Genomic DNA, 26708 nt, shown 5'->3' on the forward strand with positions numbered 1-26708 from the left:
CAATGGTTGATGTACATAACCCGACTGTACGCTCGCATAATATGCGAGCGATACGAAGCAAGCATACCAAACCAGAATTGCGGTTTCGCGAGCTGCTTGATTCTGCGGGTATTTGCTATGAAGTTCATTCCAAGGATCTTCCAGGTACTCCGGACATTGTTTTGCGTGACCTGAAAATTGCGATGTTCGTTAATGGTTGCTTCTGGCATGGACACTCGTGCTACTTGTTCAAGATGCCTGAAACCCGGCGTGAGTTCTGGCAGCCAAAGATTGAGGGTACGAAAGAGCGTGACAGGCGTAAGTGCGAGTCGTTAATTCAGGAAGGATGGCGGGTGTTGATAGTTTGGGAGTGTGCACTGAAAGGCAGACTTCGTTTACCTGTGGATGACCTGATCGGCAGCTTACAGGCTTGGATTGCTGCAGATGCGGATAAAAGAGACTACCAAATTAAAAATATAGAATGCGCATCGGAGCCGAGTAATCACTCTCTTTAAAATTTTTGAGTTCATCCGACGATATACGTCCCCCTTTAGAACCGGCCAGACAAGGTTTTAAAATTCTAAGATTCAGATTGCGGCGCTGGACGTTGTTCTCGCCCCGTACTACCCTATCTTAGGACGGTTACCTGTGAGAAATGCCTGCGATACTACCCATTCGCCATGAATTAAGCTTCCGGCATAACATTCTTTTTTCGACCCTAAGTCATTCGCCCGGTGGTGCGCATCGTCGTGTTCAACCGGCTCGAGCTTCCAGCCGTCGTAGTGCCCCACTGCCACAAGTGAATGGCAAACGATGCCAGCTCGCTGGATACTGACGCCGGCATATCCAGACTTCATCTGTCTTGCTGAAAGTCCACACCTGCCTCAAGAATACAACTGCATTAATGCAGAAAATTTGCTTTTAGGAATCATCGTCGGACATATGACGATTAGAGACAATTGAGAGTACGGTATTCAATCTTTAATCTTTGCTTCGGAGCTCATAACAGTTACATCTTGTGGTGTGATTGAGGGTAATCAACCCCCCTGAACGCTGGTAGTTAGAAAATATATACCGCCAGATACCCTTTTTATGGGATTTTCCGAGACTTTGGCGCATGACATTATTGGTAGGGTTTTTCGCACGCAAATAATGAATCCTGCGCTCTAGCGAACTGAGGAACCACGAGGGCATGCGATTAGGCAACTTAATTATCTAATCAAGAGAGACAATGCTCAGTCTGCCTGTAAGCGATCCTCACCGTAAACGGCTCTCCGTTACTGGGAAAACAATCCTTCCACTGACGTTGTTTCGGGAAGGGAGCGACCGATGGCAGCCGATCCCTTACTGGGTCAATTTCCTTATGCAGCTCGGATACTGCTGGATCCGGAATCAATCTTCAGAGCGACGTATCTGCTTGGTTTCCATGCCGTGCGAATCCGCCTCAGCAGGTCTGGTCACCTTGGGGGCGATGCGCTTCCGACTCGCTGAGACAGGTGCGGACGACCTTGCCTCTCATTTTGCTCGTATCAAAGAACTTGCAAGGACCCGGAATCACCATCGCGGCCTATGCGATATGCGCAGTGCACGCAAGCAACATGGTCGCGGTCCGTATTATGTAGACGAGCTGGACGAGACCGGGTTGGTATGGGTAAAGACGGCAGGACGATCCGGAACAAGGGTGGCAATTTCTGAGGTAACTGCCGCTTGCTGGAGGTTTGAGGATGAGCCCCAGGTGCAGACATTCACGGGCTTACCGATAACATACGGCGAAAGTTATAACGAACTCATATCGGGTGCCCCTCCGGTTTGCCCCGAAAATCTGCGGCGATCAGATTCGTTGATTTGCATGGCAGGTAATGCCCGAGGGGAACGTACGACCCGTGGTGTAATGAGTCAGATACGGTTTGGTGGCGACAAGTGGGAGTTAGGCTTAGATGAATTGCTGACGGTTCGCGAATGGGCCCCAACTATAGTTTCCCGGGTCTCGCTATTCAATACACGCACCGGCGAGATTGACAGGCAAACCCGCTTCCCGAGGCTTGTTGTTGCCGACGGTGACCTGGCTTTTCTGAAAGTGCTCGGAAATGATTTGTTTAATGAAGCAGATATTCTTGCTGTCATACCAAGGACACTCGATCGTCAACGTCTGGAAGACATAGGTGCACGGCTGTCTCAACTGGAGCAGTGGTATGCTCACGAGCCTGAACGAAACGGAATTCTTCCATTGCCTCCGGCTGGAATTGCAATAAACTCTCTGAAAAGAGTGCAATGATGGGGTTAACCGCATCCAGCATTTTTGAGTTTCTGAATAAAAACTCAGTTATACATCTCGACCGATACGAGGTATTTGACAGGAAATTCAGCCTGCTTCGGAAAAGTGTCCGGCAGATAATCGGGAATTTCCGTGAAACCGATGATAACGACGGTCATGAGGCTGCTAACCAGTTGCAGAGCATGCTTTCTGAGTGGCTCACTCTGCCTTTGCCGTTCGACACATCAGTAATAGAAAGGCTCAGCTGTCTCGGCTCGACTTCATATTTCCGACAGCGCTGGGGACACCAAATGGGCACTTTCTATGAGGCCGCGCAACAGGCAGCGCATGATCTCGTGGGGGAAGAAAATCCAGTCGAATGCATCGTACGGGAACATCTTCTCAGGATGCAAAATGAGCAAACGAACTTCCGGATTTTCTGTCAGCGGCCAGCTGTGCCGATATTTAATCAGGTAGTCACTGCGGGAGGTGGCAATGCTTTGAGAATGGATTCTTTTATACACTCGCCTTCAGGGTACCGTGATTCCCCGCCTTTTGATGAACTACTTAAAGTCGGACCACTTCGTTCCAGAGGCTGGGGGGCTATTCCTGATGCAATCCTGACCGCACCCCGGTTTAGAAAACTTATTCAGGTAGTATGGTCAGGTTGTAAAGACGAGCCGGACTTCGGGTACGACCCTGTTACTAGGTCCGCCGCTACAGACGACTCTCAGCACAACCAGAATTCGCAAAGCAGTATTGCCTGTCACCTGAAAACAAAATGGATGCCGACATCTATAAGAAAAGGTGATGACCCGGATTACATTCCGGATGAAGATGAATTTCAGCTTTTCAAAACATGGAATCAGGAACGCATCCACAACGAACGTCGGGCAGTTTTAGTTCAGATTGATGAAGGGCAGGGAATACTTTATCCACCCCTGTCTAAGCTGCTTTGCTTCGATCCTATGGAGCCGGACAGCTCGTGTATTACCTATCATATCCCTGGTGAAACACATGTTGAAGACACATTCATCATTAGACCTGTACTCGATGATCCAAGAAGCACTGGAGCTCGTGCCAGGCATGGCCGGTTAAGCCGGGCATGGAAAGAACAACTCAGAAAGAAGTATCGGGCAAATCCCAGAGGTTTGATCAGAGAACTCGACAAGCAGGGACTCCGGTTGCTGAGACTCGATGTTGCATTAATCCACTGGATGAAACCTCCAACGACTGTTATCCATGCTCCGCAGCAAAAGAGACACTTTGAGATCCTGCTTCGTGTCCTCGCTCCGGATTTTACAGAGTTAAATTCCCGGGGTTATTCAACAGAAGCTGTATATGAGCATGCGTGGAGAGAAATATGCCATAGCCGAGGCGAAGCTATACATGCAGGGTTTATGAATAACGTACAGACAGAGGAGCAGTTCTGTTCGATTCTTACTGCGATGATTCCTCAGATACGGGCGACTGCGAACGCTCAGGATGGGTTTTCTCTTGCCCTCCCTGATGGACATCCTCTGGAAGGCCTTGCACTGTTCAATAGGGTACGCGCTGTAGAAGAAGGCTTTCGGGTGCCATCCTCTGAGCTGCATCTGGCTCATGAACTGAGTAAAGCAGAGCAGTGGCGCGCCTGATTCCTGCATTTACCGACGAACGGACACCGCCTGGTGAAAGAGACGTCTTTACTATGCTTGCGGCAGGCCCTGACGACTGGACGGCCATCCATTCACTCGACCTTGCGCCATGGAACCGCGGCCTGCGCACAGAAATCGATTTTGTGATTATTGTTCCTGATACCGGGATAATATGCATCGAGGTCAAGTCACACTCAAAAATTGATTTCGAAGATGACCGATGGATTCCGGCAGAGATAAAACGGTCACCTTTCAAACAAGCTGCTGACGGCCGCTATACATTCTACCGACGCCTCGTTGCGCTTCTACCCCAGTTTCAAAATTTGCCTGTAGTCCATGGCTGTGTCTTTCCGAACGCTCGTTTTACGCTCCCGCCAAATCTTTCGGCGCAGCCATGGGAGCTAATAGATGGAGTCCGGTTCCGGTCATATTCCTCGGGGATGGAATTCTGCGCCGATCTGAAACAGCGAATGCAACGTAGTATTGAGGCCGATCAGAACCTGCTTCCACTTAAGGTGCGGTTATCTGGGTCAGAGAAAGACAGGATCGTTGAGGCATGCATCCCGGTCCATAAGCGTCAGCCCGGAGCCCGCGAAGAGATCCAGCAGCGCGAACTGGAAATCGGGCGCATTCTCCGTGAACAGCAGAAACCAGTACTCAGGCTGGCCAGCCTTAATCAGAGACTAGTTGTTGATGGCGCAGCTGGAACCGGAAAAACACTCATCGCCGTAGAAGTCGCCCGACGTGCTGCTCTGGCGGGAAAACGCGTAGCGTTGCTATGTTTTAACCGCCTCGCAGGCGACTGGATCCGCGCAGCCGTCACACAAAACGCTCCCGCTATGCCGAATCTGGTCGCTGGCAGAGCAATACGCGTTATGGCAGAGATGGCAGGGATCAGGGTTCCGGAAAATCCTCATCAGAGGTATTGGGATGAAGAACTGCCTTTGCTGATTGAGGATAAGCTGACTGATCCTGACTTCAGCGCGGATGCCAGCTTCGATTATCTGGTGCTTGACGAAGCACAAGACCTGCTCGGACGTCCACGATTGTGGAACTGCCTTTGCCAGTTTCTCAGCGGCGGAGTGAAAGAAGGGAACTTCGCGCTCTTTGGTGACTTCAGTCATCAGGTCCTTGGAGAGAAGCATCTGATGGACAGTTCACTGCAGGCTCTCCTCGAAACGGCCCGGCCTACGCGATGGCTGTTAGCCGAAAACTGCCGGAACTACCAGATAGTCGGAGATACCGCATTGCGGCTAAGTGGGTTTGGTGATTCAGTTTACTCCGGATACATGAGAACCGGAGGCAGCCTGGGAAATTATGACATCTCGTTTTATAACGAAAACGCTGATCAGCTTGAAAGTCTCAGGACTTGGCTAGCGGATTTCAGAAAGGCCGGTTACAAAGCATCTGAAATCGCGATTCTGTCGTTTTGTGCAGATGCTTTTAGTGCGGCGTCACGGCTTGCTGCAGATGGCTGCGCTGTTTATCCCGCAGGAAAATCTGCTGACGGCACTCTGTACTCAACTATTCACGCATTCAAAGGCCTTGAACGCAAAGTCATCATTCTCACTGATCTGGCTCTCGCGGGGACTGAATTCCAGAGGCACCTTTTCTACACAGGAATGACCCGCGCAACCGAGTCGGTTCGCATCCTTTGCCATAAGAATTCAAAGATCGTCCTTCGGGGATGGCTCAGAAATCAGGAATAAAAATGAACGAGAGATCGGAACTGATTGCATGGATCCGGGGTGAACTTGTTGGCCCAGGCTGGCTGCTTGGAACACCCCGTCTCATTGACTTTAATACCTCAAAAGAATTTATTGACTCTGAACCGAACCGGCGCGGCCCTCTGGCGTGGCGCCCCGATGCAGATTCAGATCCCTGCGAAGTACTTTACTACGACCGGGAAACACCTCACAGAAAATATGGCGCCGGGCTGCTGCATCCCGCTGATACCTATACAAGGAGCGCATCATCGCCTGATGCAGCAGCAGCTCATGAAAGTGATACCTTGGGTGTTGATGGCGGCATTGAGCCCAATACTCCCGCAGAAGGAATTGAAAATGCTCCGGATGAACAGTCTGCTACGTCAGATGGGCCGCTTGCAGAAGCTCAGACAGATGACTTTGAAGTGACCAGCCCTGATACGCGTAGTCCCTCGACCATGGGCATTACATTCTGTGCAACGCTCGCTGCTGATGGCATGATAGTCATCAACATCCCCCGTGAAAAGCGGTTTGCTTGGCAGACTGAGGGAAGCAGTCCCTTTCCGCTGAATGGGCGCTATGAGCAATGCACCCGCCGCTGGACCGACGATAAGGGGCATATCCGGGATTCACCAATGTGGCGTCGTCGTCCCGCTGTACTTCCGGACACCTTGGTCACAATTTCACGTTCTGAACTTGTAGATGGCAGGAAAGTGTCGTACCAGATACCGGTTACCGAAGGGTGTCCAATGGCACTTCGGCTCGACGCTTTCCCGCGCGCGATTCACGGCAGGGAAGGTAGCTGGCTGATTACCGTCGTCCTTCGTAATTCGACACTAAACGTTCATGCCACCGCGAAAGAAACTGTTCTGTATCAGGCGTACTTCGAAACGTTCGTGAAGAACGGAACGCTGGACCGCTATCCTGAAAGTCAGCGCCCGTTTTCTCAGCTCGACCAGGAAGAGCAGTCTTTATCTCTGCTTTACCGGGAATCGGCAACTTGGGGAATCGGACATGGATGCGCAGCGGGATGGGATTCACGCCCAGGTGAAACTCCGGATTTCCTGTATGCCGATGTCATGCCAGCAGTCGAACTTCCGAGCATGACAGCCGATATCGTGGACGCAGATGGAAAACTGATCGAGCTTTCGATGCGCACTCTGGCTGGGTTGCCAGAAAGCGGTGAGGGCGAAGCTTGGAATTCGCTGGAAAATCTGCTTACAGAATATCAGAGGTGGGTTGAAAACAAGGAGCAGGAAGCGAAAAGGCTGCCATCTCATCTCGTTCCGGTTGCCGAGCGCCACATCTTGGCTTGCCGGACCTGCCTCAGGCGTATCGAGGGCGGGATAAAATTGCTTCGCCAGTCCGAACAGGTGAGGCGGGCATTCCGGTTGACGAATCTTGCAATGGTGCTGCAACAAGTGGGAACGAAGCAGTTAGACAAGCGCCCTCTGGAATGGCATGCCTCAAGACGGGTTGTGATGCCAGCATCGGGTGGTAAATCAGCTTGGAAAATTTACGCAGAAAACGGCATTCGAAGCGGACTGGGAACGTGGAGGGCATTTCAGATTGCGTTTTTGCTGATGTCGCTCGCGGGCGTATCGGAACCAGACTCTGAAGACCGGGAAATCGTGGATCTGATCTGGTTTCCGACTGGTGGCGGAAAAACTGAGGCCTATCTGGGTGTGATGGCGTTTTACATGTTTCACGAACGCCTGATAATGGAAAAAGGATCGGGCCTCAGTCGTGATGGCACAAATGTTCTGATGCGCTATACACTCAGGATGCTTACCACACAGCAGTTTCAGCGAGCGGCTGCGCTCATTTGTGCGATGGAGTACCTCCGTCGGCATCCGGACAGTCATAACAATGGAAAGATTCCGGGACAGAGATTTTCACTCGGCCTCTGGATTGGCGGGGATGGGTCTCCAAACAAGATCAGCGAAGCAAAAAGCCAGTTAGGCCAGTACAAAAAGGATCAGCTGGAAGGAAATCCCTTGGTCCTGATAGAGTGTCCGTGGTGCAGAGCAGCCATTGGACGCTATGACGGGATACGTCCTGCTGGCATCAAAGAAACGGAATGGAATGCGAAGCGGCTCAGGGGTATAGGTGAAGTTTCTGAAGAGGGGCCGCTGCTTCTTTGTTCTGATCCTCTCTGTGAATTTGGGGGCGAGAGGCATGAATCATGGTTGCCGGTTGAGGTTATCGACGAAAGAATTTACCGGCATCCGCCTTCTCTAATTATTGCCACAGCAGATAAGTTTGCCATGGTGGCATACCGTCCGGCGGCCGGGGCGATTTTCGGACGTACAGTTGACGGAAACTGCCCTGAGCAGGTCAGGATGCCGCCAGGTCTGATCGTGCAGGACGAACTGCACCTTATCTCAGGTCCGCTGGGTACAATGTGTGCCCTGTATGAGGGTATATTCGAGCGACTGTGCTCAATACCGGGGAAGGACGGGCTAATACGGCCGAAGCTGATTGCGTCCACCGCAACAATCCGGGGCGCTGATGAACAGGTAAAAGCGCTCTATGACCGCCGCCAGACGAGCCTTTTTCCAAGTCCGGGTCTGCTGATGGGAGACTCATTCTTTGGTCGCTATGCGCGTCAGCAATATCCGGATGGCGTACTGATGCGCGGACGCCTGTATCTCGGTATTCATGCATCTGATTATGGCTCTATTCTGACCACACAAGTCCGCGCATTCTCGTCAGCTTTGTTCCGGCCTTTCCTTTTTGCGCCGGACAAGCGTGATGCATGGTGGACCGTGCTTGCTTTCTATAACAGCATCCGGGAGCTTAGCGGAGCAAAGACCCTTTTCGATTCGGATATTCGGTCACGTCTGAAGTTCCTGTTCAACCGGGAAGGGATCGACCCACAAAAACGACGGAACCTCCGTATCGTTGAGGAGCTCACGAGCCGGCTCTCACAGGCTGAAATCGTCGGAATGATGGACAAGCTGTCAAACTGTTATTCCGAAGAAGCTCGGGAAGTACTAGACGCCTGTCTTGCATCAAACATTATCGAAGTTGGCGTAGATATCGACCGGCTGTCCTTAATGGGGGTCATTGGGCAGCCTAAGACAACGGCACAGTACATTCAGGTCACCGGCCGGATCGGACGCAGATGGTGGGAACGTCCCGGTCTCATTCTTACCGTATATAACCCTTCAAAAAGCCGGGACCGCTCTCACTTCGAGCAGTTCCACAGTTACCACCGGCGGCTTTACGAACGCGTTGAGCCCACCTCTGCCACGCCTTTTGCCATCTCTGCTATCAGGCGCGGGCTTGCCGGCGCGATGCTGACTTGGGCCCGACAGCAGATTAATGCCCCGGTCCAAGATTGTCATGCATATGGCAGGGCGCTCGATCAGGCAGTGGACTTGCTTGTGGAACGATGCGGGTCAGTCCAGATTGAAGAAGACGTCGAACGTTCGATTGAAGAAATACGCGCAGTCGCAAACACGCTTAAAGCAAAATGGGGACGAAATCCACAAAAATGGGAAGAGTTTCCGCCTCAAAAGGATGGCGAATACCTGATGCTGTGGCCAGGTCAGTTTGCCACTCAGCTGCAGCAGGGACGCGGCATGGTGATACCTAGCAGCATGCGTCAGGTTGACGGAAGCGCAGAACTTACTATCACACCGGGATATACCCTGAAGATTTGAGGATCGGTAAAATGGGAAACAAGCAAATACGTGTTGGTCAGCTAATAGCCCCGTTTGGCCCTGGAAGCATCTATACCGACAGGCGTGGAATTCCACATGTGGTATGTGGTCTTGACTACTGGTTTATGAAATCTGACGCGGCGCGCGGAATGATACAGTGCGAAGACAGATCCGAGTTCGAGAAATTCGAACCACGGCTGTCTGCACTGCTTCGTGTAGACCGGTTTTTTTCACCGCCTGATTTCCGTGCGATACGACGCGGTGAGGAGGCACCACCCAATGCCGCACTACAGATTCCTGCGGTACGGTTCCCGACATGGTACCGCCACACCGCAACTGGTGAAATGCGCAAGTTCAATCTCGATACAGTTAAGCTGGATACTCCCCCAGGAGGGCGCTGGCAGCCGGTCAGGTTCGTATCAGTATGTGCAGGAGGCCATCTTAACGAATTTCCTTGGAAAGAATGGATCGGATGTACATGCGTCTCCAACACCGGCCTGCGGATTACCGACCGCGGCGGTGCAGACCTCAGCAGCATCCGCGTGCAATGTATGACCTGCCCGCCCGGGTCTTCTGGATACAAGGGTAATAGCCTGTCAGGAACTACAGTCAAACCTGTCCCGGGTGAGAAAAGTGCATTTGAAGAGGCAAAGATATCCTGCCCAGGTGAAAGACCGTGGCTTGGACAAGGAGCAGAGGAGTGTGGCTGCTCGCACCCACTTATTGGCGCACTGATAAACCAGACGAACCTATATTTCCCAAGGACTGTTGCAGCCATTCTTCTGCCCGATATTAGCCAGCAAAATGACGATGTTGCGGAAGTCCGGAACGAAATTGAGAAAGATACAAGTGCGTGCGCGATTGCGCTGACCGAATGGAAAATGTCAGAAGAGGAAGAACGACGCGACATCGCGTTCAAGTTTCACCGCAAACTTGAACGTCGAGGAACAAAGGTTTCGGAAGACATAGTCTTTGAAGCGCTGAAGAGCCTGTTTGAGCCTGGCTACTTTAATGGTAACAAGGTTGTAAGTCCTGCCGTGCCGGAATCGGACCTCCTTGCATTCCGTCGTCAGGAATTCAATATCATCCGCAATGAAGTGAATGACGCACTTCATGTCCCAAACCTGAGGGTCATTCCAGCCGTTGTTCCCGACAGATTGACCACCGTGATCTCTAAGGTAAACCTTGTCGAAAGACTGCGTGAAACCCGGGCGTTTTTTGGTTTCAGTCGCTTGGAGCCGGAGCCCTTAGCGGATCAGGAGATGCCGGACACTGCGATCAAACAGCTGTTTCGCCGGCCACCAACGGAAATACATGAGCGGTGGCTTCCGGCGATTGAGGTTTTTGGAGAGGGAATCTACATCGAATTGTCGGAGGAGCGTATCCGGCAATGGCAGGTCGAAAACAGTTCGTGGTTGACTGACCGGCTCGATGACGGGTTTATCACCCGTCTGCAGGCGATTCCACAGGTACTTGCACCATCCGGAGCGACCGGAAGAGACTGGGCATCGCGGTATCTGCTGGTTCACAGTCTGGCCCACATGCTCATCAATCAACTCGTGTTCGAGTGCGGATACAGTACCGCTGCCCTACGTGAGCGGCTTTATGTTTCCGCGGACAACTCAGCCCCCATGGCCGGCATTCTTATTTATACTGCCGCTGGTGATTCTGAAGGCACGATGGGCGGTCTGGTCAGACTCGGCCGGCCGGATCGGCTCGGTCCGTTATTCCAGCGTGCGATCAGCAGAGCGTCATGGTGTTCGGCTGATCCCGTATGTTCAGAGAATCTCGGTGGCCAAGGCTCACGTCTTGCAAATCTTGCTGCATGTCATTCATGTGTACTTCTTCCTGAGACCTCCTGTGAAACGATCAATCAGGGACTCGATCGAGCAATGCTCGTCGGCACTCCTGATAACCGAGCTCCAGGTCTTCTGTCAGAGTTTTTAGTAGTACGTTTTGATAATTAGTACGACAACAATCGTCGCGTCTTTCCTTAAAGGTTATCAAAATGACGGAAACGACAAAAAATTCAAGAACATTCCTGCTTGGCGCGGGCCAGCTTACAGAGAGTCCTCCAAAATTAAAACCAGGCGTACTCAATGACCTGACATACAAAAAGAAGAAGTCAAAGATAGTTTGGAAAGGAAAGTCCGCTGATCAGGAAAATGAACCGGCATGCAAGAAGCAGCGCTCAAAAAAAAGTCGGCAGCCGCCAAAACTAGGGAACGAGCTTCCCCGAATACTTCGGCTGCCCCTAGAAGTTACGACTGAGCAGGAAGCTCTGTTGGCATTGAAAGTAGCACACACAAGTGATGTAAGCGAAAGAATTTTTAAAGCAAGAAAGTTGGAGCAGTTATGTGATGGTAACGAGTTGAATACCAAGGTTGTTACGATACGCTCCATTGGTATAGAAATCAGCCAAGGCCAGATAATAAGGTATGCACAGAGCAGGAGACTTAATTTCAATCCAAAAACTGACAGGGCATTTCTTGTTTTTACTGAGAACAAATGGCTTATCGAGGCAAGGTGCTTGCCACGCAAAAAGAAAAAAAGTAAAAGCAAAGTTTATAGTTACCCTACCGTCAACATAGTAAGCGGTGGGCTCCCATCTCTCGGCAAACGTCGTTAACAGTTTAATATTTGGCTTCTTGGGCAGAGGCTCAATCCGAACCAGCATGTACAAGAGAGCGTCCAAAATTCCGCTAAAGGCCGGAAATCTTGCCGCGCTACATCCATCAACACGATGTCAAATACATCGAAGAAGTCGATAGCGAAGTGCTTGACACCGGCGTGGTGACGGGCTTGAGCCCGAGCAGTTTGGCAAAGTACCGCGCTTCTGCAACGGTATAGCAGCTGCCATTATCCGACAGCCATTCAATCTCTAATGGCGGACCACCTGTTCCCAAACTGAACCACGCTGGCAATCTTAGAAGCTGGTTGGTTTAAGTTAATACTGGTTAAACAGTACCAGTTCTGAGTTGCTTGAAGTATTTTGCGTCGGCTTCGGCGGGCGGGGTATAGTCCAGCGATTCCATGAGCCCGTGGTAGTTATACCACGCCACTCATTCTTGGGTTGCCACCTCGACGGATTGCTTGGTCTTCCATGGGGCGCGTCGATGGATCAGTTCTGCCTTGTACAAGCCGTTGATCGTTTCAGCCAGCGCATTCTCGTAACTGTCGACCCGGCTGCCAACCGATGGCTCGATCTTTGCCTCGGCCAGTCGCTCGATGTACCGAATGCTAAGATATTGCGCTCCCCTGTCGGAGTGATGTATCAGAGTTCCATCGTCCCCGAGTTGTCGGGCTTAGAGCGCCTGTTCCAAGACCTTGCACAGCGGTTCGACTCCATACGTATCGCGATGGCAATCGAAGAAATACTTCAGGACTTGAATCGGCGGCCGAGCTTAGCCTAGGCGAAAAAAGCGCTGGCCACCTTCAGGATTTCGTTGACGCGGCGCAGCTCCTTGACTTCCCTTTCCAGCGCCTTGATGCGCTCCCGCTCGTCGGTGCTGACCCCGTCCCGTACGCCACGGCCGATTTCATCACGCTTGATCCAATCCAGAAGCGTCTGGGCCGTGCAGCCGATCATCGGTGCAATCTTCTCGACTGCAGCCCACATCGACGGGTGTTCGCTTCGCTGCTCGCGCACCAGGCGGACTGCGCGCTCCCTGACTTCCGGGAAAAACTTGATCTGTTTTTTGTTCATGGCACCATTCTCTCAAATATCGGTGCCTCCACAAAATCCGGCGCGGTTCAAACCGGTATTCCACTGCATGCATCATCAAGTCACCCACCAGACCGGAATCGATTCCTTTTTGTTTGCTACCCAGCTCATTACTTTGCGGTCACAGGAATCCAGGGCAAAGGCGACTCTGACCCGTTCCCCGTTGCCGCAAGACAGCTCAAAGCCATCCGAGCACCAACGGGTGTTGCTCGTCTCAACCGTACTCTTGCCGTCATGGCGCCGCTGGCTCACTGGACTCTAGCCATGCCGGTACAGCAACAAGTGATGATCACGCGTGACACGGCACACCCGCTCATGACTGAGGGGTCGTCCGTCCTGCATGCCGTTCATCCGCAGCATGCCCCAAACCCGCCGATACCCATAGTGGCCTGATCATGGACCACCGTCCGAATGGCTTGCAGCGTTACTGAATCGTCGGCCTTGCTTCGTGCCTTACGCCGGTCGATCCAATCCTCACGACGCTGCTTCCTTGCCACGACGTTGCTTCGCGCAACACCTAGGGCTTCACAGACCAGTCTCACTGGTCGTCCCCGGACAAGACAGGCGAGCGCGCAATCCACTTTTTTCCTTCGGCGAAGTCCACCGCTTCCTTGTGGATGTCGTTTTGCAGCGTTTTGCGCCCCAATGCCGCCTCTAGCTGCTTCATACGCCACATCGCTTCCTGCAGGTCCGAAGCTGGCACCACTGGGTCATTGGCGCCAACGGCCACCAAGGAGCCCCCGGTATAGGCTTTGCACCACTGAACAAGATGGCTATCAGTGATGCCCGCTTCGCTTGCCACGAGCGACACCGACCGGCCGGGCTCCATCGTGCGCCGCACCTGCTCCAGCTTCTGCTGCGGTGTCCAGCGCCTACGGCGCTCGGTTGCGGTGATGACTCCGACTTCCTGCTTTCTCCTTGAAGGTATGGGCATATCTATAGTCGTACTCCTAAGTGCTAGTTTAAGAAATACCCATGGTCCCGTCATCTCGGGGCTACTTCAAAAATAATTTCTTTTTCATAACTGTTTGCATCATGTAAGATCTTTCTGTTATCACTTGAATTTATTTTAAATGTCATCCTTATCCCTAAGGAATATGCAGGACTATCTGAGCCATTCAATAGCAAGTTTGAATCAGAACAAACTGTATGGCTTATTAGCGGAGGTTGAATTTCGTGCCTACCTGACAGGACTTGGTTATGGAGGTCAGGTTTCCGTTGGCGGTTGGGTCGCTAGAAGTACTTCAAATGGGGCAAATCGTTTCGGACAAAATACTATTGTAATTTTTCCTGAAATTATCCAACCGGGGAATGTTTATCTTCCAGGAGGAGTCCTGCCCTCGCCACCTGCGGGGCTGCATACGATCTGCGCAGCATTCCACTCAATTGGTATTCAAAGCTATTACCTTTATCCACAAATAACACGACTCAATGATTCATCCTCAATAAGTTGGACTGCAACACAGCTTGGATTGCTTACAGCTCCACAGACTGCTTTTCCCTCATCGACACTTACTGGATTCTTGCCACGGGCGCGTCGGTACAACTTCTTAAAAAATAATACTTCAGTAAGCTCTATTCCTCATCATGCAGTTCCGGATGAATTTTCGAAGGAACATGCACGAGTTGCATTGCAGTCAGCATTTATGACGGAAATTTCAGACGTTGATGGTGTGTTCTGGGGGCGGCAGCATACTTATCCAGTTGAAATTAAAGAGAAGACAGCGGCGTATGACAAAAAAATTGGGCACTATTTCGGGCTTGATCATAGTCCATTTGTAAAACTTACGTTCTTCGCTGCTATGAAGGGCATGATGAAGTCAATTTTTGTCGTTAGAGAAATTGACAATACGACGACAAGAGACCTAGTTCAGTGGTGGTTTATCACATTTGAAGATATGGCTAGATACGCATCTTGGAGCCCTCGAGGAGGCGGAAGAAATATGGGAGGAGGTACATCCTCGACAGTGATGATTCCAAAAGACTATTTTCTCCCGCTCAATGCAAAAAATTTAGCAACGCTTTGATAAAATCAGAATAACGATGTATTAGTTTCGATCGGGAATTTTCATGGGTTGCCTCGCCAGCTTTCGAGCTGAAAGTGCTACGCTATCATTAATAAATTCGTGTCTAATGTTCTACAGCCGACGTGTCTAATTTAGCCTTCAAGAAAAAGAGTTAAATGTTCTCTTGCTCAAATAGCGGCGATCACTTTAAAAAAATTAAATATATTTTGTGCGAGCCATTTGTTTCTTTGAAATTGAAATTTAAAAGAATACTGTGTCATCGAGTTCTAGTTAATCAATCAACGATTTACTAGCACACGGAATCTGAATTTCATAAAAATCGGATCGCTGTCGTAAGAAGCCATCCCGAACCTGTTATGACGAAAATCGAAACCTTTATCACTAATAAAAGAAATTCTCTCAAAACTGACAGGCTTGACATGTCATTTGGAGAACTCATGAACATGTTCGAAGACGGGGATTTATTTATTACCCCGGAGTACCAACGTGTTTTTCGATGGTCAAAATTTCAGCAGACCAGATTTATCGAGTCGGTAATTTTAGGAATTCCTATCCCGCCGATATTTGTGGCTGAAGACAATAAAGGGAAATGGGAGGTCGTTGATGGGCTGCAGCGTATATCAACAATCCTTTCATTCTTCGGGCTTCTAAATGAAATGCCAGATAAGAATAACTTGGTGCTTACCGAAGGTGAAATCGTTAGGGAGCTTGAAGGGATATCCATTGAAACCTTGCCGCTTAAACTAAAGACTTCGATAAAAAGGTCAGTATGCCGAGTTGAGATCGTTAGATGGGATAGTCAAGAAGACATAAGATATGAATTGTTTAACAGACTGAACACAGGCTCTAGTCCGCTATCTGATCAGGAAATCAGAAATTGCATATTTCGGTCTTATCCAGTCGATCTTAATCAAGTTCTTCGTGATCTCGGGAAAAGAGCTGATTTCATTTCACTTATTAACCCGACTCAACGTAAAAAAGAAGAAATGTTTTTAGAAGAACTTGTATTACGTTACTTTGCTTTCAAAAACATTCAAGGAGAAATCAAGACAACAGTGCCCCAATATCTAACTGAATTCATGAAGACCGTTTCCAAAGGAGAATTGGCTTTTGATTTGGAGAAAGAGAAGACTGAGTTTATAGAATTCGTGAAATTTTTAAGCGGTAATTTCGGTGAAAAGGTCTTTAGACCAAAAGGAATTTTTGCACAGCACATTTACGATTCTTTAGCCTATTCTATTCCTCGTACATTTGGTGGTGTTCAAGGAAATGAGCAAAAAATCGTAAAAGCCATTAATTTGCTTCTCATAGACACCAAATATAATGAGATTGGGACTGCTGCATTTTCGAATACTCGAATTAGAGCGAGAATGGACAGGGCGATGGAGATATTCAGTGGCGCATAAAGTAGTTGTCGAAATATTGGAAAATAATAAGTGGAGATTCGGTGAATTTGCCAGGGTTAAAACTAACTCTGCCAAGGTTGATGAAAAATTTTGGTGCAGGCTCTGTATTCCAGTGATTTACGCGCATTGGGAGGGGTTTGTAGTTGATTCGCTAAAAGAGATGCTTAAATATTTAAATAGCCTTAAGCTGAACCCATCTTTAGTTCCAACCAATTTAGTCGTATTTTGCTTAGGCGACTCGTATAGAAGTTTATCGGGCAAACAGTCTTTTGAACAGCGTATTGAATTTACAAAAAAGTTTAATAAACTCTTATCAAATACACTGTCTTTTGCGACAAAAATAGAGACGAAATCGAACTTAAAGAGCGACGTTCTCAAAAATGTTTGTGGTGTTTTCCGTTTTGACTTTGACCGCTTTAGTGACGTTGTCCACGAACTGGATCGTTTAGTTCACTTAAGGAATAGTATTGCTCACGGTGAGAACGCAATAGTTCCAGATATGCAAAATATACTGAAGTACATTGATGCAGTTAGTAACGCTATGGATCTGCTTATTGAAGAAATCGACAGTTTTCTCAATGATGAAAAATATCTCGATGTAGATGATGTTGTGAAACAAGTATGAAGAAGAATTTTTCTTTTTTAATCTCAAACTAACTTAGTGGTCAGCGGAGCCAAATGGTCATTGAGAGCTAAAAATTTGGTCTAGCTGCCTTCAAAATGGATCAAAAAGTTCACCAACTGCCTCCTTTTGTTCAGATACAGACGCAGAACCACCTAGCGTATGCCTCGCCTGAAGCGGTGGGTTGAACAGCTCATCATATTTTGGTACTGGCACACTACGCTCCTACAAGACGATTCCTCAAATTTTATATAGCACGCACGGGATGAGAACGCTGTATGCGCGAGATATTTAAATAATTTCAGGTTATTGAAATGATTCAAGTAAAAATTTCGTTGCTCAGTATTACATTTCGCCAGCACCTCTATAGGTCTCAGACCTGAATGTCGGTAGTAGCTAGCTTAGTCAACACGTTTCGTTAAATCCGGACATGCTTCGGACACAGACGTTGGAAACGAAAAAGCCGCACTAGGCGGCTTTTCGTAAGTCTTTGATTTGATTGGTCGGGGCGAGATGATTCGAACATCCGACCCCTTGCACCCCATGCAAGTGCGCTACCAGGCTGCGCTACGCCCCGACGTAAGCTCGGCATTATAGCAACACTCCTCGCTTTGCGCCACCCGGTATCGCTGAAGCAAGAAAAGCAACTCGTCCCCCGTTCAATCCAGGGTCGCGCCAGTGCGGCGGACCACCTCTTGCCATTTCTTCGCTTCCGCCCCCATCCATGCTCCGAATGCTTCCGGCGTGCCGCCCGCGGGTTCCAGCGCAACGTTGTGCAGGCGTGCCTTGACGTCGGGCATGGCCAGGATGGCATTGATTTCCCGGTTCAGGCGCTGGATGATTTCCGGCGAAGTGCCGGCGGGAACCAGCACGCCGTTCCAGGCCAGCGACTCGAAGCCCAGGAGGCCGGATTCCGCCAGGGTGGGCGTGTCCGGCAGCAGGGAGAAGCGAGTGGCGCCGGATACGGCGAGTATCCTCGCCTTGCCCGACTTGGCATGGGGGACGATGGCCGAAGGGACGCTGAACAGCATCTGCGTATCGCCGGCGATCAGGGAGGTGGCGGCGGGCGGTGCGCCGTTATAGGGAATGTGAACCACGAAGGTTCCGGTCATGTTCTTGAACAATTCCATCGTCAGGTGCGAAGACGATCCATTGCCCACCGAGGCGTAGTTCAGCTTGCCGGGATTCTTCTTCAGGTAGGCGATGAGTTCGGCGACGTTGCGGGCGGGCACGCCCGGGTTCACCGCGAGCACGTTGGGCTGCGAACTGGTGAGCACCACCGGGGAGAGATCCTTCAATGGCTGGTAGGGCAGGCGCGTCAGGAACTGGGTGGACGCGAGCGGTCCGTTGTAGGAAAGCAGGATGGTCTGGCCGTCGGGCGCGGCCTTGGCTGCCGTCGTGGTGGCGATGGTGCCCGATGCGCCGGGAATGTTGTCCACGATGAGGGGCTGGCCGAGCCGCTCCCGCAGCCTGTCCGCGAGCAGGCGCGCGATCACGTCGAGGGAAGAACCGCCGGGCGCGGCCACGATGAAGCGGATCGCCTTGGTCGGCCACGCGCCGGCCTGCGCGGGCGGACTGGCAAGGGCGGGCAGGGCAGCTCCGGTCGACGCGATTGCCGCAATTGCAAGGAAGACGGTACGCCAGGAACGGAGGAGGCGAGGGATGCACATGGTCTTTGCGGGAAATCCGGAAAAGCCGCAGAATAGCATCAACCTACAACAACGACTCCATGCCTTCCCGGAAAGCCGGTGCGTCCGCATCGTTGCCCGGGAGTCCGCATTGCCCCATGTCCATCAAAATCAGCCATCAGTTCGACGCCGGATCCATTGACGTCCAGCGTGCCGACACGCCTGGCGACATCCAGCTCAAGATCCGCAACGATACCAATTCGGAATTCCTGCAATGGTTTTATTTCCGCCTGCAAGGCGCGGCGGGACAGGCGTGCGAGATGCGTTTCCTGAACGCGGCGCAGGCAGCCTATCCGCAGGGATGGGAGGATTACCAGGCGGTGGCGAGCTATGACCGCGAGCACTGGTTCCGCGTACCGACGCGGTACGAAGGCGGCGTGCTGCGCATCAGCCATACGCCCGAACACGACAGCATCTACTACGCCTACTTCGAGCCTTATTCCTGGGACCGGCACCTGTCGCTGCTTGCGACGGTCCAGGCCGCGCCCCAAGGCAGGGTGGAAGATCTCTGCGCGACGCTCGATGGCCGCGATCTCAACCTGGCGGTGATCGGCAATCCGGGAGCCGCGAAGAAGACCGTCTGGATCATCGCCCGCCAGCATCCCGGCGAAACCATGGCGGAATGGTTCGTCGAGGGCCTCATCGAGGCGCTGCTCGACCGCGCCAATCCGGTGGGCCGCAAGCTGCTGCAGCAGGCCGTGTTCTACATCGTGCCCAACATGAACCCCGACGGCTCGGTGCGCGGCAACCTGCGCGTGAATGCTGCCGGCGCCAACCTCAATCGCGAATGGGTGGCCCCGACGCTGGAGCGCAGCCCGGAAGTATTCGCCGTCAAGCGCAGGATCGAGGAGACCGGCGTGGACCTGTTCCTCGACATCCATGGCGACGAGGCCTTGCCCTATGTTTTCATCGCCGGGTCCGAGATGCTGGACGGCTTCAGCGCCGAGCAGATGAGCGACCAGCAAACCTTCCTCGACGACCTGCGCCGCGCCAGTCCCGACTTCCAGACCGAGTTCGGCTACGAGGCGGCCAAGTACCGCGAAGAGATGCTGCAGCTCGCGTCGAAATACATCGGACACACCTACAAGTGCGTCTCGCTCACGCTGGAAATGCCGTTCAAGGACAACGCGATCCTGCCCGACCCCGAGGTGGGCTGGAATGGCGCGCGCAGCAAGCGCCTCGGCGAGGCGATGCTGCAGGCCATCCTCGGCGCCGTGCGCTAGTTTCCTGGGCGGGGAGCTGCATGGGCATCGAGATCGAACGCAAGTTCCTGGTCAAGGGGGAAAGCTGGAAAGCGCTGGGCGCGGGCGTGCTGCTGCGCCAGGGCTACCTGTCGCGTGCGCCGGAGCGGGTGGTGCGCGTGCGCATCGAGGGCGAGGCCGCGATGCTTACCATCAAGGGCAAGTCGATCGGCGCCGCGCGCGGCGAATGGGAATATCCGCTTCCCTTGCATGACGCCGAGGAATTGCTCGACCGTCTCTGCGAACGTCCGCTGATCGAGAAACGCCGTTACCGCATTCCCCATGCCGGCTGGGTCTGGGAAGTCGATGAATTCCTCGGCGAAAACGCCGGCCTGGTGGTCGCTGAAATCGAACTCGACCGGGAAGACCGCGACATCGACAAGCCGGACTGGATCGGTGACGAAGTCACCGGCGATCCGCGTTACTACAACTCCAACCTTCTCTCGCTTCCTTTCTCGCGCTGGTAAGCAGGCGATCTCTATTGCTTGCCATTTCAGGCCGGTCGCCCGCACTGCGCACAAACGTTGTATCACCCGAGAAAATTTTCACTAGGGAAACAACGAATCCTTCCAAAATTGTCGAAAATGACTATCATCATCTATCTTTAGGGCAATTTTCGGGAATGCCATTTTGCGAAGGAAAACCAACATGAGGTCGAAGCGATGGAAAGGCTTGGCCGTGCTCCATGTCGCCGCGCTCGCCACAATTACGACGGCGGCAGTCGCGCAAGACATGGGCAAGCTGCTCGCCACCGGGGGCGTGAGCCAGATCGAAGGCGCGGGCGGCGGCGGATTGACGCCATGGGCGCTGATCACAGGCTACGGCACCCGGGACAGTGTCGGGGCCAATGTCCACGCCACCCTCGTGCGTACCCAGGACTACGAGCTGAAATCGGCTGGGGTGGCCGTCGGGGTCGGCGATCGACTTGAACTCAGCTTGTCGCGCCAGCTCTTCAAGGGCACGGGCGCCGCGCTCGACGGCGTCGGCCTCTCGCAGGACATCGCCGGCATCAAGCTGCGCCTGGCGGGTGACGCGGTGCTGGAACAGGATTCGCCACTGCCCCAGATCTCCGCGGGAGTCATGGCCAAGCGCAACGGCGGCGTCACCGGATTGCCGGGCGTGAGCAGCGTCACCCAGCTTGGCGCCCGTCGGGAAAGCGGCATCGATTACTACGTGTCCGCGACCAAGATCCTGCTGGATCACAGCCTTCTGCTCAACGGCACGCTGCGCTTCACCAAGGCCAACCAGATGGGCCTGCTCGGTTTCGGCGGGGACCGCCGCGACGACTACCAGCCCATGCTCGAAGCCTCGGCCGCCTATCTGTTCAATCGCCAGCTCGTCGGTGGCGTCGAGTACCGCATGAAGCCCCACAACCTCGGGCTGGATAATGAAAAAGATTACTACGACGCTTTCCTGGCATGGTTTCCGAACAAGAACCTGTCCCTGACCGCGGCCTATGCCTGGCTGGGAGACATCACGGTTCTCAATCCGGTCCGGCAGAAGGGCTTCTACCTGTCGCTGCAGGCGGGATTCTGAGGAGCGCAGCATGACACGCCAATTCCAACTCACTTCATCCGCGCTCGCGCAAGCGGCCGCCATCCTCGCGTTCTGCCTGCCTGCCGCGGCGCATGCGCAAACCGCCCAGCCCACAAGCCCGGCCATCCAGCAGGCATCGGCAGACGATGCCGTGTACCAGGGCCTCGGCGGAAAGGCGGGCATCGACAAGATCGTCACCGCCTTCCTGCCCATCGTGCTCGACGACGGCCGCATCAAGGACAGCTTCAAGGACGTCGACATGCAGCGGCTGGGGACCAAGCTGGGGGAGCAGTTGTGCAACCTGGGCGGCGGGCCGTGCAAGTACACCGGCAAGGACATGCAGGTGATCCACGAGGATCTGCGCATCACCCGCGCGCAGTTCTACGCCCTCGCGGAAGACCTGCAGCTGGCGATGGAGCGCCAGGGCGTGCCGTCACGCATCCAGAACAGGCTGATGGCGAAGCTAGCGCCGATGCACCGGGACATCGTCACCCGCTAGATCGCGGCGCGAATGCCCGGCCGGCGGTCAGTGGAAGTGGCCGGTATTGCTCGGCACGTCTTCGGGCATTTCCGCGTGCACAAGCTCGCCGTCCTGGTCGGGATAGAGCGGCGCGCCGCAATCGTCGCAGAACTCCATGGGGAAGCGTTCGTTGTGGCGCTTGATGTGTGTGACGCCGCAGGCGCGCAGCAGGGCGACGATCTCTTCAATGGGCGTGCGCAGTTCCTCGGCAACGGTTTCGGGCGCCATCACGCTCTCGAGCGAAATGACGGCGCTTTCCTCTTCATCTTCCTGCCCGTAGAGCGGCCAGACCACGCCGTAGACGACTTCGGGCATCTGCCGCAGCGTGAAGCCGACGCGGTATTCGTCCACGCGGCCGCTGACCGGATCTTCCGAGAAGCCGCCGATGATGGCGCGCAGGCCGCTGGGATCGACGCTCAGGGAATTGGTCAGGAAATGCACCGCCGCGCGGATGGAAGCGGGGCGGATCAGCTTGTCGGCTTCGCGGCAGGCGATGTAGTACGCCTCCGGCATCAGCAGTTCGACGCCGCAGCCCGGCAGCAGCGATGACAGGTTCGGTCCCGCCTGCTTGCGCCAGGCGGACAGGGCATGCATGCGCTCCGCCGGGTTCATGCTGGCCTGCCAGCGGAAGAGGGGCGAGCCCGCGGGCGTGGCGACGGCGGCGATGAGGTAGCGGGTGTCCGCCAGGAAAGGCGCGGTCTCTGGCGAGTTCACGGGCTGGCGCGGCACGCTGCCCTTGACCGCCGCTTGCGCCATGCGCTGCGTCAGCGCATAGGTCTCGACATGCGAACGCGGCAGCTGGTCGATGGAGTAAAGCGTCGGCGCCAGGGCCAGCTTCGCATTGTCCGCCAGCAGATGGCCATGGAGCTGGGCGATCAGGGCCGCGCGCGTGTCTTCGGGTATCGGGCCCGAGGCGATGGTGAATCGAGTCCACGCGAGGATGGGAATGGCGATCAGCAGCACGTCATGCAGCACCCCGTCGTGATCGATGCGGCAGGATTCGCTGCAGGCTTCGACCGCCTCCATCAGCGCGTCGTAGGCAGTGAGATCCGTGCGGAACAGATGCTCGAGCGTGGCGTCGATGGTGTCCTGGTGGTCGTTCTTCAGCAAACGTTGCAGCACGGAATCGAGTCCGTGCTCCCAATGGCGTTCTTCGAGGCGGCTGGCGGATTGCGCGGAGCCTTGCGCAAGGGCCGCAAGCTTCTGGCTGTCGGCGGAGAGCCGGTTGGGCGAACTTTTAGAAAAACGGCGCATGACAAATGGACAAGGGGGCGGGGTTGGCTATTCTAATTGATTCAATGAAAGGTGCGCGTTTCAGAAAACCAGGGGATGGGGAACATCAATATCCGGGTGCCGGCAACGCCGACTGGACATAGTGTAGTACTAAACGCAGGAAGAGGGCGCTGCGGCGCGCACCGGACTGAAGCCAGCGCAAGGGGCCACGCCGCGACCGAGGTGTGCATGAAAAAAGGCCGTGGCGTTGGCCACGGCCTGGATGCGGAGATCGCCGCTGGGCTTACTTGGAAGCGGCGGGTGCGCTCGAGGCGGGCGGCGTCGAGGATTCGGGAGCGGACGCGGCAGGAGCGGCCGGCGCCGTCGGTGCGGTTGCGGGGGATGCCGGCGTGGCGGGCGCCGATGCCTCGTGCGACGACGAAGTGCCATGGCCAGCTTCGCCCTGCATGTCGACTTTCTCGCCGCCTTTCATGATGACGAACAGAGCGGCCAGGGCGAAGACGATGAAGGCCGCAAAAATTTTCCACATGGTATCTCTCCAAGAATAAAGGGAAGCGCAAGGACAAAGCGCCGGAGGACCCGGCGCTTCCTTTGACTGCAGAATAGCGGTGCTTCCTTACGCCTGGCTTGCAGCGCGGCGCCCGGCCCGCCGCAATCGGTCCGGGCCGGGCATGCGCATCATGCGGCGATCAGCTGGCGCAGCACGAAGGGCAGGATGCCGCCGTGCTTGTAGTAGTCGACCTCGATCGGCGTGTCGATGCGCAGCAGCACCTGCGTGCGCTGCGTCTCGCCATTGGCGCGGTTGATCACCAGCGTGGCCTGCTGCTGCGGCCGGATCTCGCCTTCGAGTCCGACGAGGTCGAATGTTTCGTCGCCCTTGAGGCCCAGCGTCTGCGGGCTGTCGTCGCCGAGGAACTGCAGCGGCAGTACGCCCATGCCGACGAGATTGGAACGGTGGATGCGCTCGAAGGAACGCGCGATCACCGCCTTGACGCCGAGCAGTTGCGTGCCCTTCGCGGCCCAGTCGCGAGACGATCCGGTGCCGTATTCCTCGCCGGCGAATACCATGGTCGGCACGCCTTCGCCGATATATTTCATCGCGGCATCGTAGATCGACATCTGTTCGCCGCTGGGCTGGTGGATCGTCAGGCCGCCTTCGACGCGCGATCCGTCGGGCTTCGCCGGAATCATGAGGTTCTTGATGCGCACGTTGGCGAAGGTGCCGCGCATCATGACTTCATGGTTGCCGCGGCGCGAGCCGTAGGAATTGAAGTCGGCCTTGAGCACGCCGTTTTCCAGCAGGTACTTGCCGGCTGGGCTGGTTTCCTTGATGGAGCCGGCGGGAGAGATGTGGTCGGTGGTGATGGAATCGCCGAACACGCCCAGCGCGCGCGCGCCCTGGATGCTGCTTGCCGCAGCCTTGGGCTGCATCTCGAAGTCCTTGAAGAAGGGCGGCTCGGCGATGTAGGTGGATGCCGGCCAGTCATAGACGTCGCCCTGGGCCACGCCCTTGATCTGTTCCCACAGCTTGCCGGGCGCGGCCTGCACGTCGGCGTAGTTTTCCTTGAACAGCTTGCCGTTCATCGCGTATTTCATCAGGGCATTGACTTCCTGCGACGTCGGCCAGATGTCGCCGAGGTAGACGTCGCGGCCGCCCTTGCCCTTGCCGACGGGCTGGGTCATCAGGTCGCGGGTGATGTTGCCGGCGATGGCATAGGCCACGACCAGCGGCGGCGATGCCAGGAAGTTGGCGCGGATGTTCGGGTGGATGCGTGCCTCGAAGTTGCGGTTGCCGGAGAGCACGGCGGCCGCGACGAGGTCGTTCTGCACGATGGCTTCGTTGAGCGGCGCGGTGAGGTCGCCGGCATTGCCGATGCAGGTCGTGCAGCCATAGGCGGCCACGCCGAAGCCGAGCTTCTCGAGGTAGGGCAGCAGGCCGGCGGCTTCGAGATACTTGGTGACGACGCGCGAGCCGGGCGCAAGCGAGGTCTTGATGTGCGGTGCGACCTTCAGGCCGGCTTCCACGGCCTTCCTGGCGAGGAGGCCGGCGGCGAGGAGCACGCTCGGATTGGACGTGTTGGTGCAGGAGGTGATGGCGGCGATCAGGATGTCGCCGTTCTTCACCTCGATGCCGTCCGAGGTAGTGTAGGCGGCGTTCAGGTCCTCGGGCTTCTTGTTGAAGCCGTTTTCCTGCACGGGCTTGGAGAACAGGTCGATGAAGGTCGACTTGACGTGGCCGATCTCCATGCGGTCCTGCGGACGCTTCGGTCCGGCGAGGGAAGGCGCGACGGTGCCGAGGTCGAGGTCGAGCACGGTGGTGTAGTCGATCTCGCCGGCACCCGGGATGCCGAACATGTCCTGCGCCTTGAAGTAGGCCTCGAAGGCGTCGATCTCGGCCTTGGTGCGGCCGGTGCCGCGGAAGTATTCGATGGTGGCTTCGTCGACCGGGAAGAAGCCCATGGTCGCGCCGTATTCGGGGGCCATGTTGCCGATGGTGGCGCGGTCGGTGACGGTCAGCGAGGCGGTGCCTTCGCCGAAGAATTCGACGAACTTGCCGACGACCTTTTCCTTGCGCAGCATCTCGGTGATGGTCAGCACCAGGTCGGTGGCGGTGACGCCTTCGCGCAGCTGGCCGGTGAGGTTCACGCCGACCACGTCCGGGGTGAGGAAGTATACGGGCTGGCCCAGCATGCCGGCCTCGGCCTCGATGCCGCCGACGCCCCAGCCCACCACGCCGATGCCGTTGATCATGGTGGTATGCGAATCGGTGCCGACCAGGGTGTCGGGATAGACCACGCCGTCCTTCTGGTGGACGCCGCGGGCGAGGTATTCGAGATTGACCTGGTGCACGATGCCGAAGCCCGGCGGCACCACGCCGAAGGTATCGAAGGCCTGCATGCCCCACTTCATGAACTGGTAGCGCTCGTTGTTGCGCTGGAATTCCAGTTTCATGTTGAGGTCGAGGGCCTTCTTGTCGCGGAAATAATCGATCTGCACGGAGTGGTCGACCACCAGGTCGACCGGCACCAGCGGCTCGATGTTCTTGGGTTTGGCACCCATCTTGCCGGCCACGCCGCGCATGGCGGCGAGGTCGGCAAGCAGCGGGACGCCGGTGAAGTCCTGCAGCACCACGCGCGCCACGACGAAGGGGATTTCATCGGTGCGCGGCGCGGTGGGATTCCAGTTGGCAAGCTGGCGGACATGCTCTTCCGTCACCTTCTTGCCGTCACAGTTGCGCAGCACGGACTCGAGCACGATCCTGATCGACACGGGCAGGCGGGAAACATCCACGCCCAGGCTTTCGCCGAGTGCCGGAAGGGAGTAGAACCTGCCTTTCCGGGAGCCCGAGACCGGGAATTCCTTCAGCGTGTTCAGAGTATTGCGGGACATAAAGTCGCTCCTTAAATTATTAGAACTGAACGGTAAAACTGAATCGGATCGTGTTTCGCCCATCGGCGCGCAGCGGT

19 protein-coding genes, 1 tRNA gene, 1 pseudogene and 1 other annotated feature are annotated in these 26708 nt (G+C 54.6%); of the genes and pseudogenes, 14 read left to right on the forward strand and 7 right to left on the reverse strand.

The genetic code is table 11. From position 1 onward, the window contains the following. Positions 1 to 2: 2 nt before the first annotated feature. From G3574_RS15400 to G3574_RS15430, 7 genes are all read left to right on the forward strand, one after another. Positions 3 to 494, forward strand: a complete 492-nt coding sequence (locus G3574_RS15400) for a very short patch repair endonuclease (protein ID WP_163964794.1) — start codon at positions 3 to 5, stop codon at positions 492 to 494. Positions 495 to 1870: 1376 nt separating this feature from the next. After that, entirely contained in the window at positions 1871 to 2254 is a 384-nt protein-coding gene (locus tag G3574_RS15405) for a hypothetical protein (protein ID WP_163964798.1), read from the forward strand. Continuing rightward, entirely contained in the window at positions 2251 to 3870 is a 1620-nt protein-coding gene (locus G3574_RS15410) for a hypothetical protein (RefSeq protein ID WP_163964801.1), read from the forward strand. The genes G3574_RS15405 and G3574_RS15410 overlap by 4 nt, the downstream gene beginning before the upstream one ends. Then, positions 3858 to 5579 carry a nuclease-related domain-containing DEAD/DEAH box helicase gene (locus tag G3574_RS15415; RefSeq protein WP_163964804.1) on the forward strand — a complete coding sequence of 574 codons (1722 nt, stop codon included), beginning with the start codon at positions 3858 to 3860 and terminating at the stop codon, positions 5577 to 5579. Before G3574_RS15410 ends, G3574_RS15415 begins: the two co-directional genes overlap by 13 nt. 2 nt (positions 5580 to 5581) lie before the next feature. Further along, a complete protein-coding gene (locus tag G3574_RS15420; protein WP_163964807.1) occupies positions 5582 to 9244 on the forward strand; it encodes a helicase-related protein in 3663 nt (1220 codons plus the stop codon). 11 nt (positions 9245 to 9255) lie between these two features. Beyond that, entirely contained in the window at positions 9256 to 11211 is a 1956-nt protein-coding gene (gene drmB / locus G3574_RS15425) for a DUF1998 domain-containing protein (RefSeq protein WP_163964810.1), read from the forward strand. Positions 11212 to 11252: 41 nt separating this feature from the next. Beyond that, entirely contained in the window at positions 11253 to 11873 is a 621-nt protein-coding gene (locus G3574_RS15430) for a hypothetical protein (protein ID WP_163964812.1), read from the forward strand. Between the two features lie 328 nt (positions 11874 to 12201). Here the strand turns inward: G3574_RS15430 and G3574_RS15435 are convergent. Beyond that, positions 12202 to 12950, reverse strand: a pseudogene (locus G3574_RS15435) (transposase). Further along, positions 12551 to 12669: a sequence feature (AL1L pseudoknot), on the reverse strand. (Overlaps the previous pseudogene by 119 nt.) Positions 12951 to 13506: 556 nt before the next feature. Then, complete coding sequence (locus G3574_RS15445) at positions 13507 to 13902, reverse strand: transposase (RefSeq protein ID WP_163964817.1); 396 nt, start codon at positions 13900 to 13902, stop codon at positions 13507 to 13509. Positions 13903 to 14065: 163 nt separating this feature from the next. Between G3574_RS15445 and G3574_RS15450 the strand changes: the two genes are divergently transcribed. The 3 genes from G3574_RS15450 (at position 14066) to G3574_RS15460 (ending at position 17026) form a co-directional block, all read left to right on the forward strand. Further along, entirely contained in the window at positions 14066 to 14995 is a 930-nt protein-coding gene (locus tag G3574_RS15450) for a hypothetical protein (protein ID WP_163964821.1), read from the forward strand. 437 nt (positions 14996 to 15432) lie between these two features. Next, on the forward strand, positions 15433 to 16401 hold the full coding sequence (locus G3574_RS15455) for a DUF262 domain-containing protein (RefSeq protein ID WP_163964823.1): 969 nt from the start codon (positions 15433 to 15435) through the stop codon (positions 16399 to 16401). Beyond that, the gene (locus G3574_RS15460; RefSeq protein WP_163964826.1) at positions 16391 to 17026 is read left to right on the forward strand and encodes an MAE_28990/MAE_18760 family HEPN-like nuclease; all 636 of its coding nucleotides are present in this window, start codon (positions 16391 to 16393) and stop codon (positions 17024 to 17026) included. The genes G3574_RS15455 and G3574_RS15460 overlap by 11 nt, the downstream gene beginning before the upstream one ends. A gap of 497 nt (positions 17027 to 17523) precedes the next feature. On the opposite strand, the gene G3574_RS15465 is transcribed toward G3574_RS15460, so the two are convergent. Continuing rightward, positions 17524 to 17600 (reverse strand) — tRNA-Pro (locus tag G3574_RS15465). A gap of 82 nt (positions 17601 to 17682) precedes the next feature. After that, positions 17683 to 18693 carry a Bug family tripartite tricarboxylate transporter substrate binding protein gene (locus G3574_RS15470; RefSeq protein WP_163964829.1) on the reverse strand — a complete coding sequence of 337 codons (1011 nt, stop codon included), beginning with the start codon at positions 18691 to 18693 and terminating at the stop codon, positions 17683 to 17685. A gap of 116 nt (positions 18694 to 18809) precedes the next feature. Between G3574_RS15470 and G3574_RS15475 the strand changes: the two genes are divergently transcribed. From G3574_RS15475 to G3574_RS15490, 4 genes are all read left to right on the forward strand, one after another. Then, entirely contained in the window at positions 18810 to 19934 is a 1125-nt protein-coding gene (locus G3574_RS15475; RefSeq protein ID WP_163964831.1) for a M14 family metallopeptidase, read from the forward strand. Between the two features lie 20 nt (positions 19935 to 19954). Then, complete coding sequence (locus G3574_RS15480; protein WP_163964834.1) at positions 19955 to 20419, forward strand: CYTH domain-containing protein; 465 nt, start codon at positions 19955 to 19957, stop codon at positions 20417 to 20419. A 181-nt stretch (positions 20420 to 20600) separates the two neighbouring features. After that, positions 20601 to 21488 carry a DUF3034 family protein gene (locus G3574_RS15485; protein ID WP_163964837.1) on the forward strand — a complete coding sequence of 296 codons (888 nt, stop codon included), beginning with the start codon at positions 20601 to 20603 and terminating at the stop codon, positions 21486 to 21488. Positions 21489 to 21498: 10 nt separating this feature from the next. Further along, positions 21499 to 21987: a group I truncated hemoglobin gene (locus tag G3574_RS15490; protein ID WP_163964840.1), complete on the forward strand. Its 489-nt coding sequence runs from the start codon at positions 21499 to 21501 to the stop codon at positions 21985 to 21987. 27 nt (positions 21988 to 22014) lie between these two features. On the opposite strand, the gene G3574_RS15495 is transcribed toward G3574_RS15490, so the two are convergent. From G3574_RS15495 to acnA, 3 genes are all read right to left on the reverse strand, one after another. Beyond that, positions 22015 to 23262 carry a DUF2863 family protein gene (locus tag G3574_RS15495; protein ID WP_163964844.1) on the reverse strand — a complete coding sequence of 416 codons (1248 nt, stop codon included), beginning with the start codon at positions 23260 to 23262 and terminating at the stop codon, positions 22015 to 22017. A 262-nt stretch (positions 23263 to 23524) separates the two neighbouring features. Continuing rightward, a complete protein-coding gene (locus tag G3574_RS15500; protein WP_163964846.1) occupies positions 23525 to 23770 on the reverse strand; it encodes a hypothetical protein in 246 nt (81 codons plus the stop codon). Positions 23771 to 23919: 149 nt separating this feature from the next. Beyond that, positions 23920 to 26631 carry an aconitate hydratase AcnA gene (gene acnA, locus G3574_RS15505; RefSeq protein WP_163964849.1) on the reverse strand — a complete coding sequence of 904 codons (2712 nt, stop codon included), beginning with the start codon at positions 26629 to 26631 and terminating at the stop codon, positions 23920 to 23922. Positions 26632 to 26708 lie beyond the last annotated feature (77 nt).

The sequence above is a fragment of the Noviherbaspirillum galbum genome (assembly GCF_010974945.1).
GTDB classification, from domain to species: Bacteria; Pseudomonadota; Gammaproteobacteria; order Burkholderiales; family Burkholderiaceae_D; genus Noviherbaspirillum; species Noviherbaspirillum galbum.

Coding starts and splice junctions, on each gene's coding strand:
- G3574_RS15485 (WP_163964837.1), top strand. CDS start 20,601: ATGAGGTCGAAGCGATGGAAAGGCTTGGCCGTGCTCCATGTCGCCGCG.
- G3574_RS15400 (WP_163964794.1), top strand. CDS start 3: ATGGTTGATGTACATAACCCGACTGTACGCTCGCATAATATGCGAGCG.
- acnA (WP_163964849.1), bottom strand. CDS start 26,631: ATGTCCCGCAATACTCTGAACACGCTGAAGGAATTCCCGGTCTCGGGC.
- G3574_RS15445 (WP_163964817.1), bottom strand. CDS start 13,902: ATGCCCATACCTTCAAGGAGAAAGCAGGAAGTCGGAGTCATCACCGCA.
- G3574_RS15405 (WP_163964798.1), top strand. CDS start 1,871: ATGAGTCAGATACGGTTTGGTGGCGACAAGTGGGAGTTAGGCTTAGAT.
- G3574_RS15470 (WP_163964829.1), bottom strand. CDS start 18,693: ATGTGCATCCCTCGCCTCCTCCGTTCCTGGCGTACCGTCTTCCTTGCA.
- G3574_RS15495 (WP_163964844.1), bottom strand. CDS start 23,262: ATGCGCCGTTTTTCTAAAAGTTCGCCCAACCGGCTCTCCGCCGACAGC.
- G3574_RS15490 (WP_163964840.1), top strand. CDS start 21,499: ATGACACGCCAATTCCAACTCACTTCATCCGCGCTCGCGCAAGCGGCC.
- G3574_RS15450 (WP_163964821.1), top strand. CDS start 14,066: ATGCAGGACTATCTGAGCCATTCAATAGCAAGTTTGAATCAGAACAAA.
- G3574_RS15500 (WP_163964846.1), bottom strand. CDS start 23,770: ATGTGGAAAATTTTTGCGGCCTTCATCGTCTTCGCCCTGGCCGCTCTG.
- G3574_RS15475 (WP_163964831.1), top strand. CDS start 18,810: ATGTCCATCAAAATCAGCCATCAGTTCGACGCCGGATCCATTGACGTC.
- G3574_RS15480 (WP_163964834.1), top strand. CDS start 19,955: ATGGGCATCGAGATCGAACGCAAGTTCCTGGTCAAGGGGGAAAGCTGG.
- drmB (WP_163964810.1), top strand. CDS start 9,256: ATGGGAAACAAGCAAATACGTGTTGGTCAGCTAATAGCCCCGTTTGGC.
- G3574_RS15430 (WP_163964812.1), top strand. CDS start 11,253: ATGACGGAAACGACAAAAAATTCAAGAACATTCCTGCTTGGCGCGGGC.
- G3574_RS15420 (WP_163964807.1), top strand. CDS start 5,582: ATGAACGAGAGATCGGAACTGATTGCATGGATCCGGGGTGAACTTGTT.
- G3574_RS15410 (WP_163964801.1), top strand. CDS start 2,251: ATGATGGGGTTAACCGCATCCAGCATTTTTGAGTTTCTGAATAAAAAC.
- G3574_RS15455 (WP_163964823.1), top strand. CDS start 15,433: ATGAACATGTTCGAAGACGGGGATTTATTTATTACCCCGGAGTACCAA.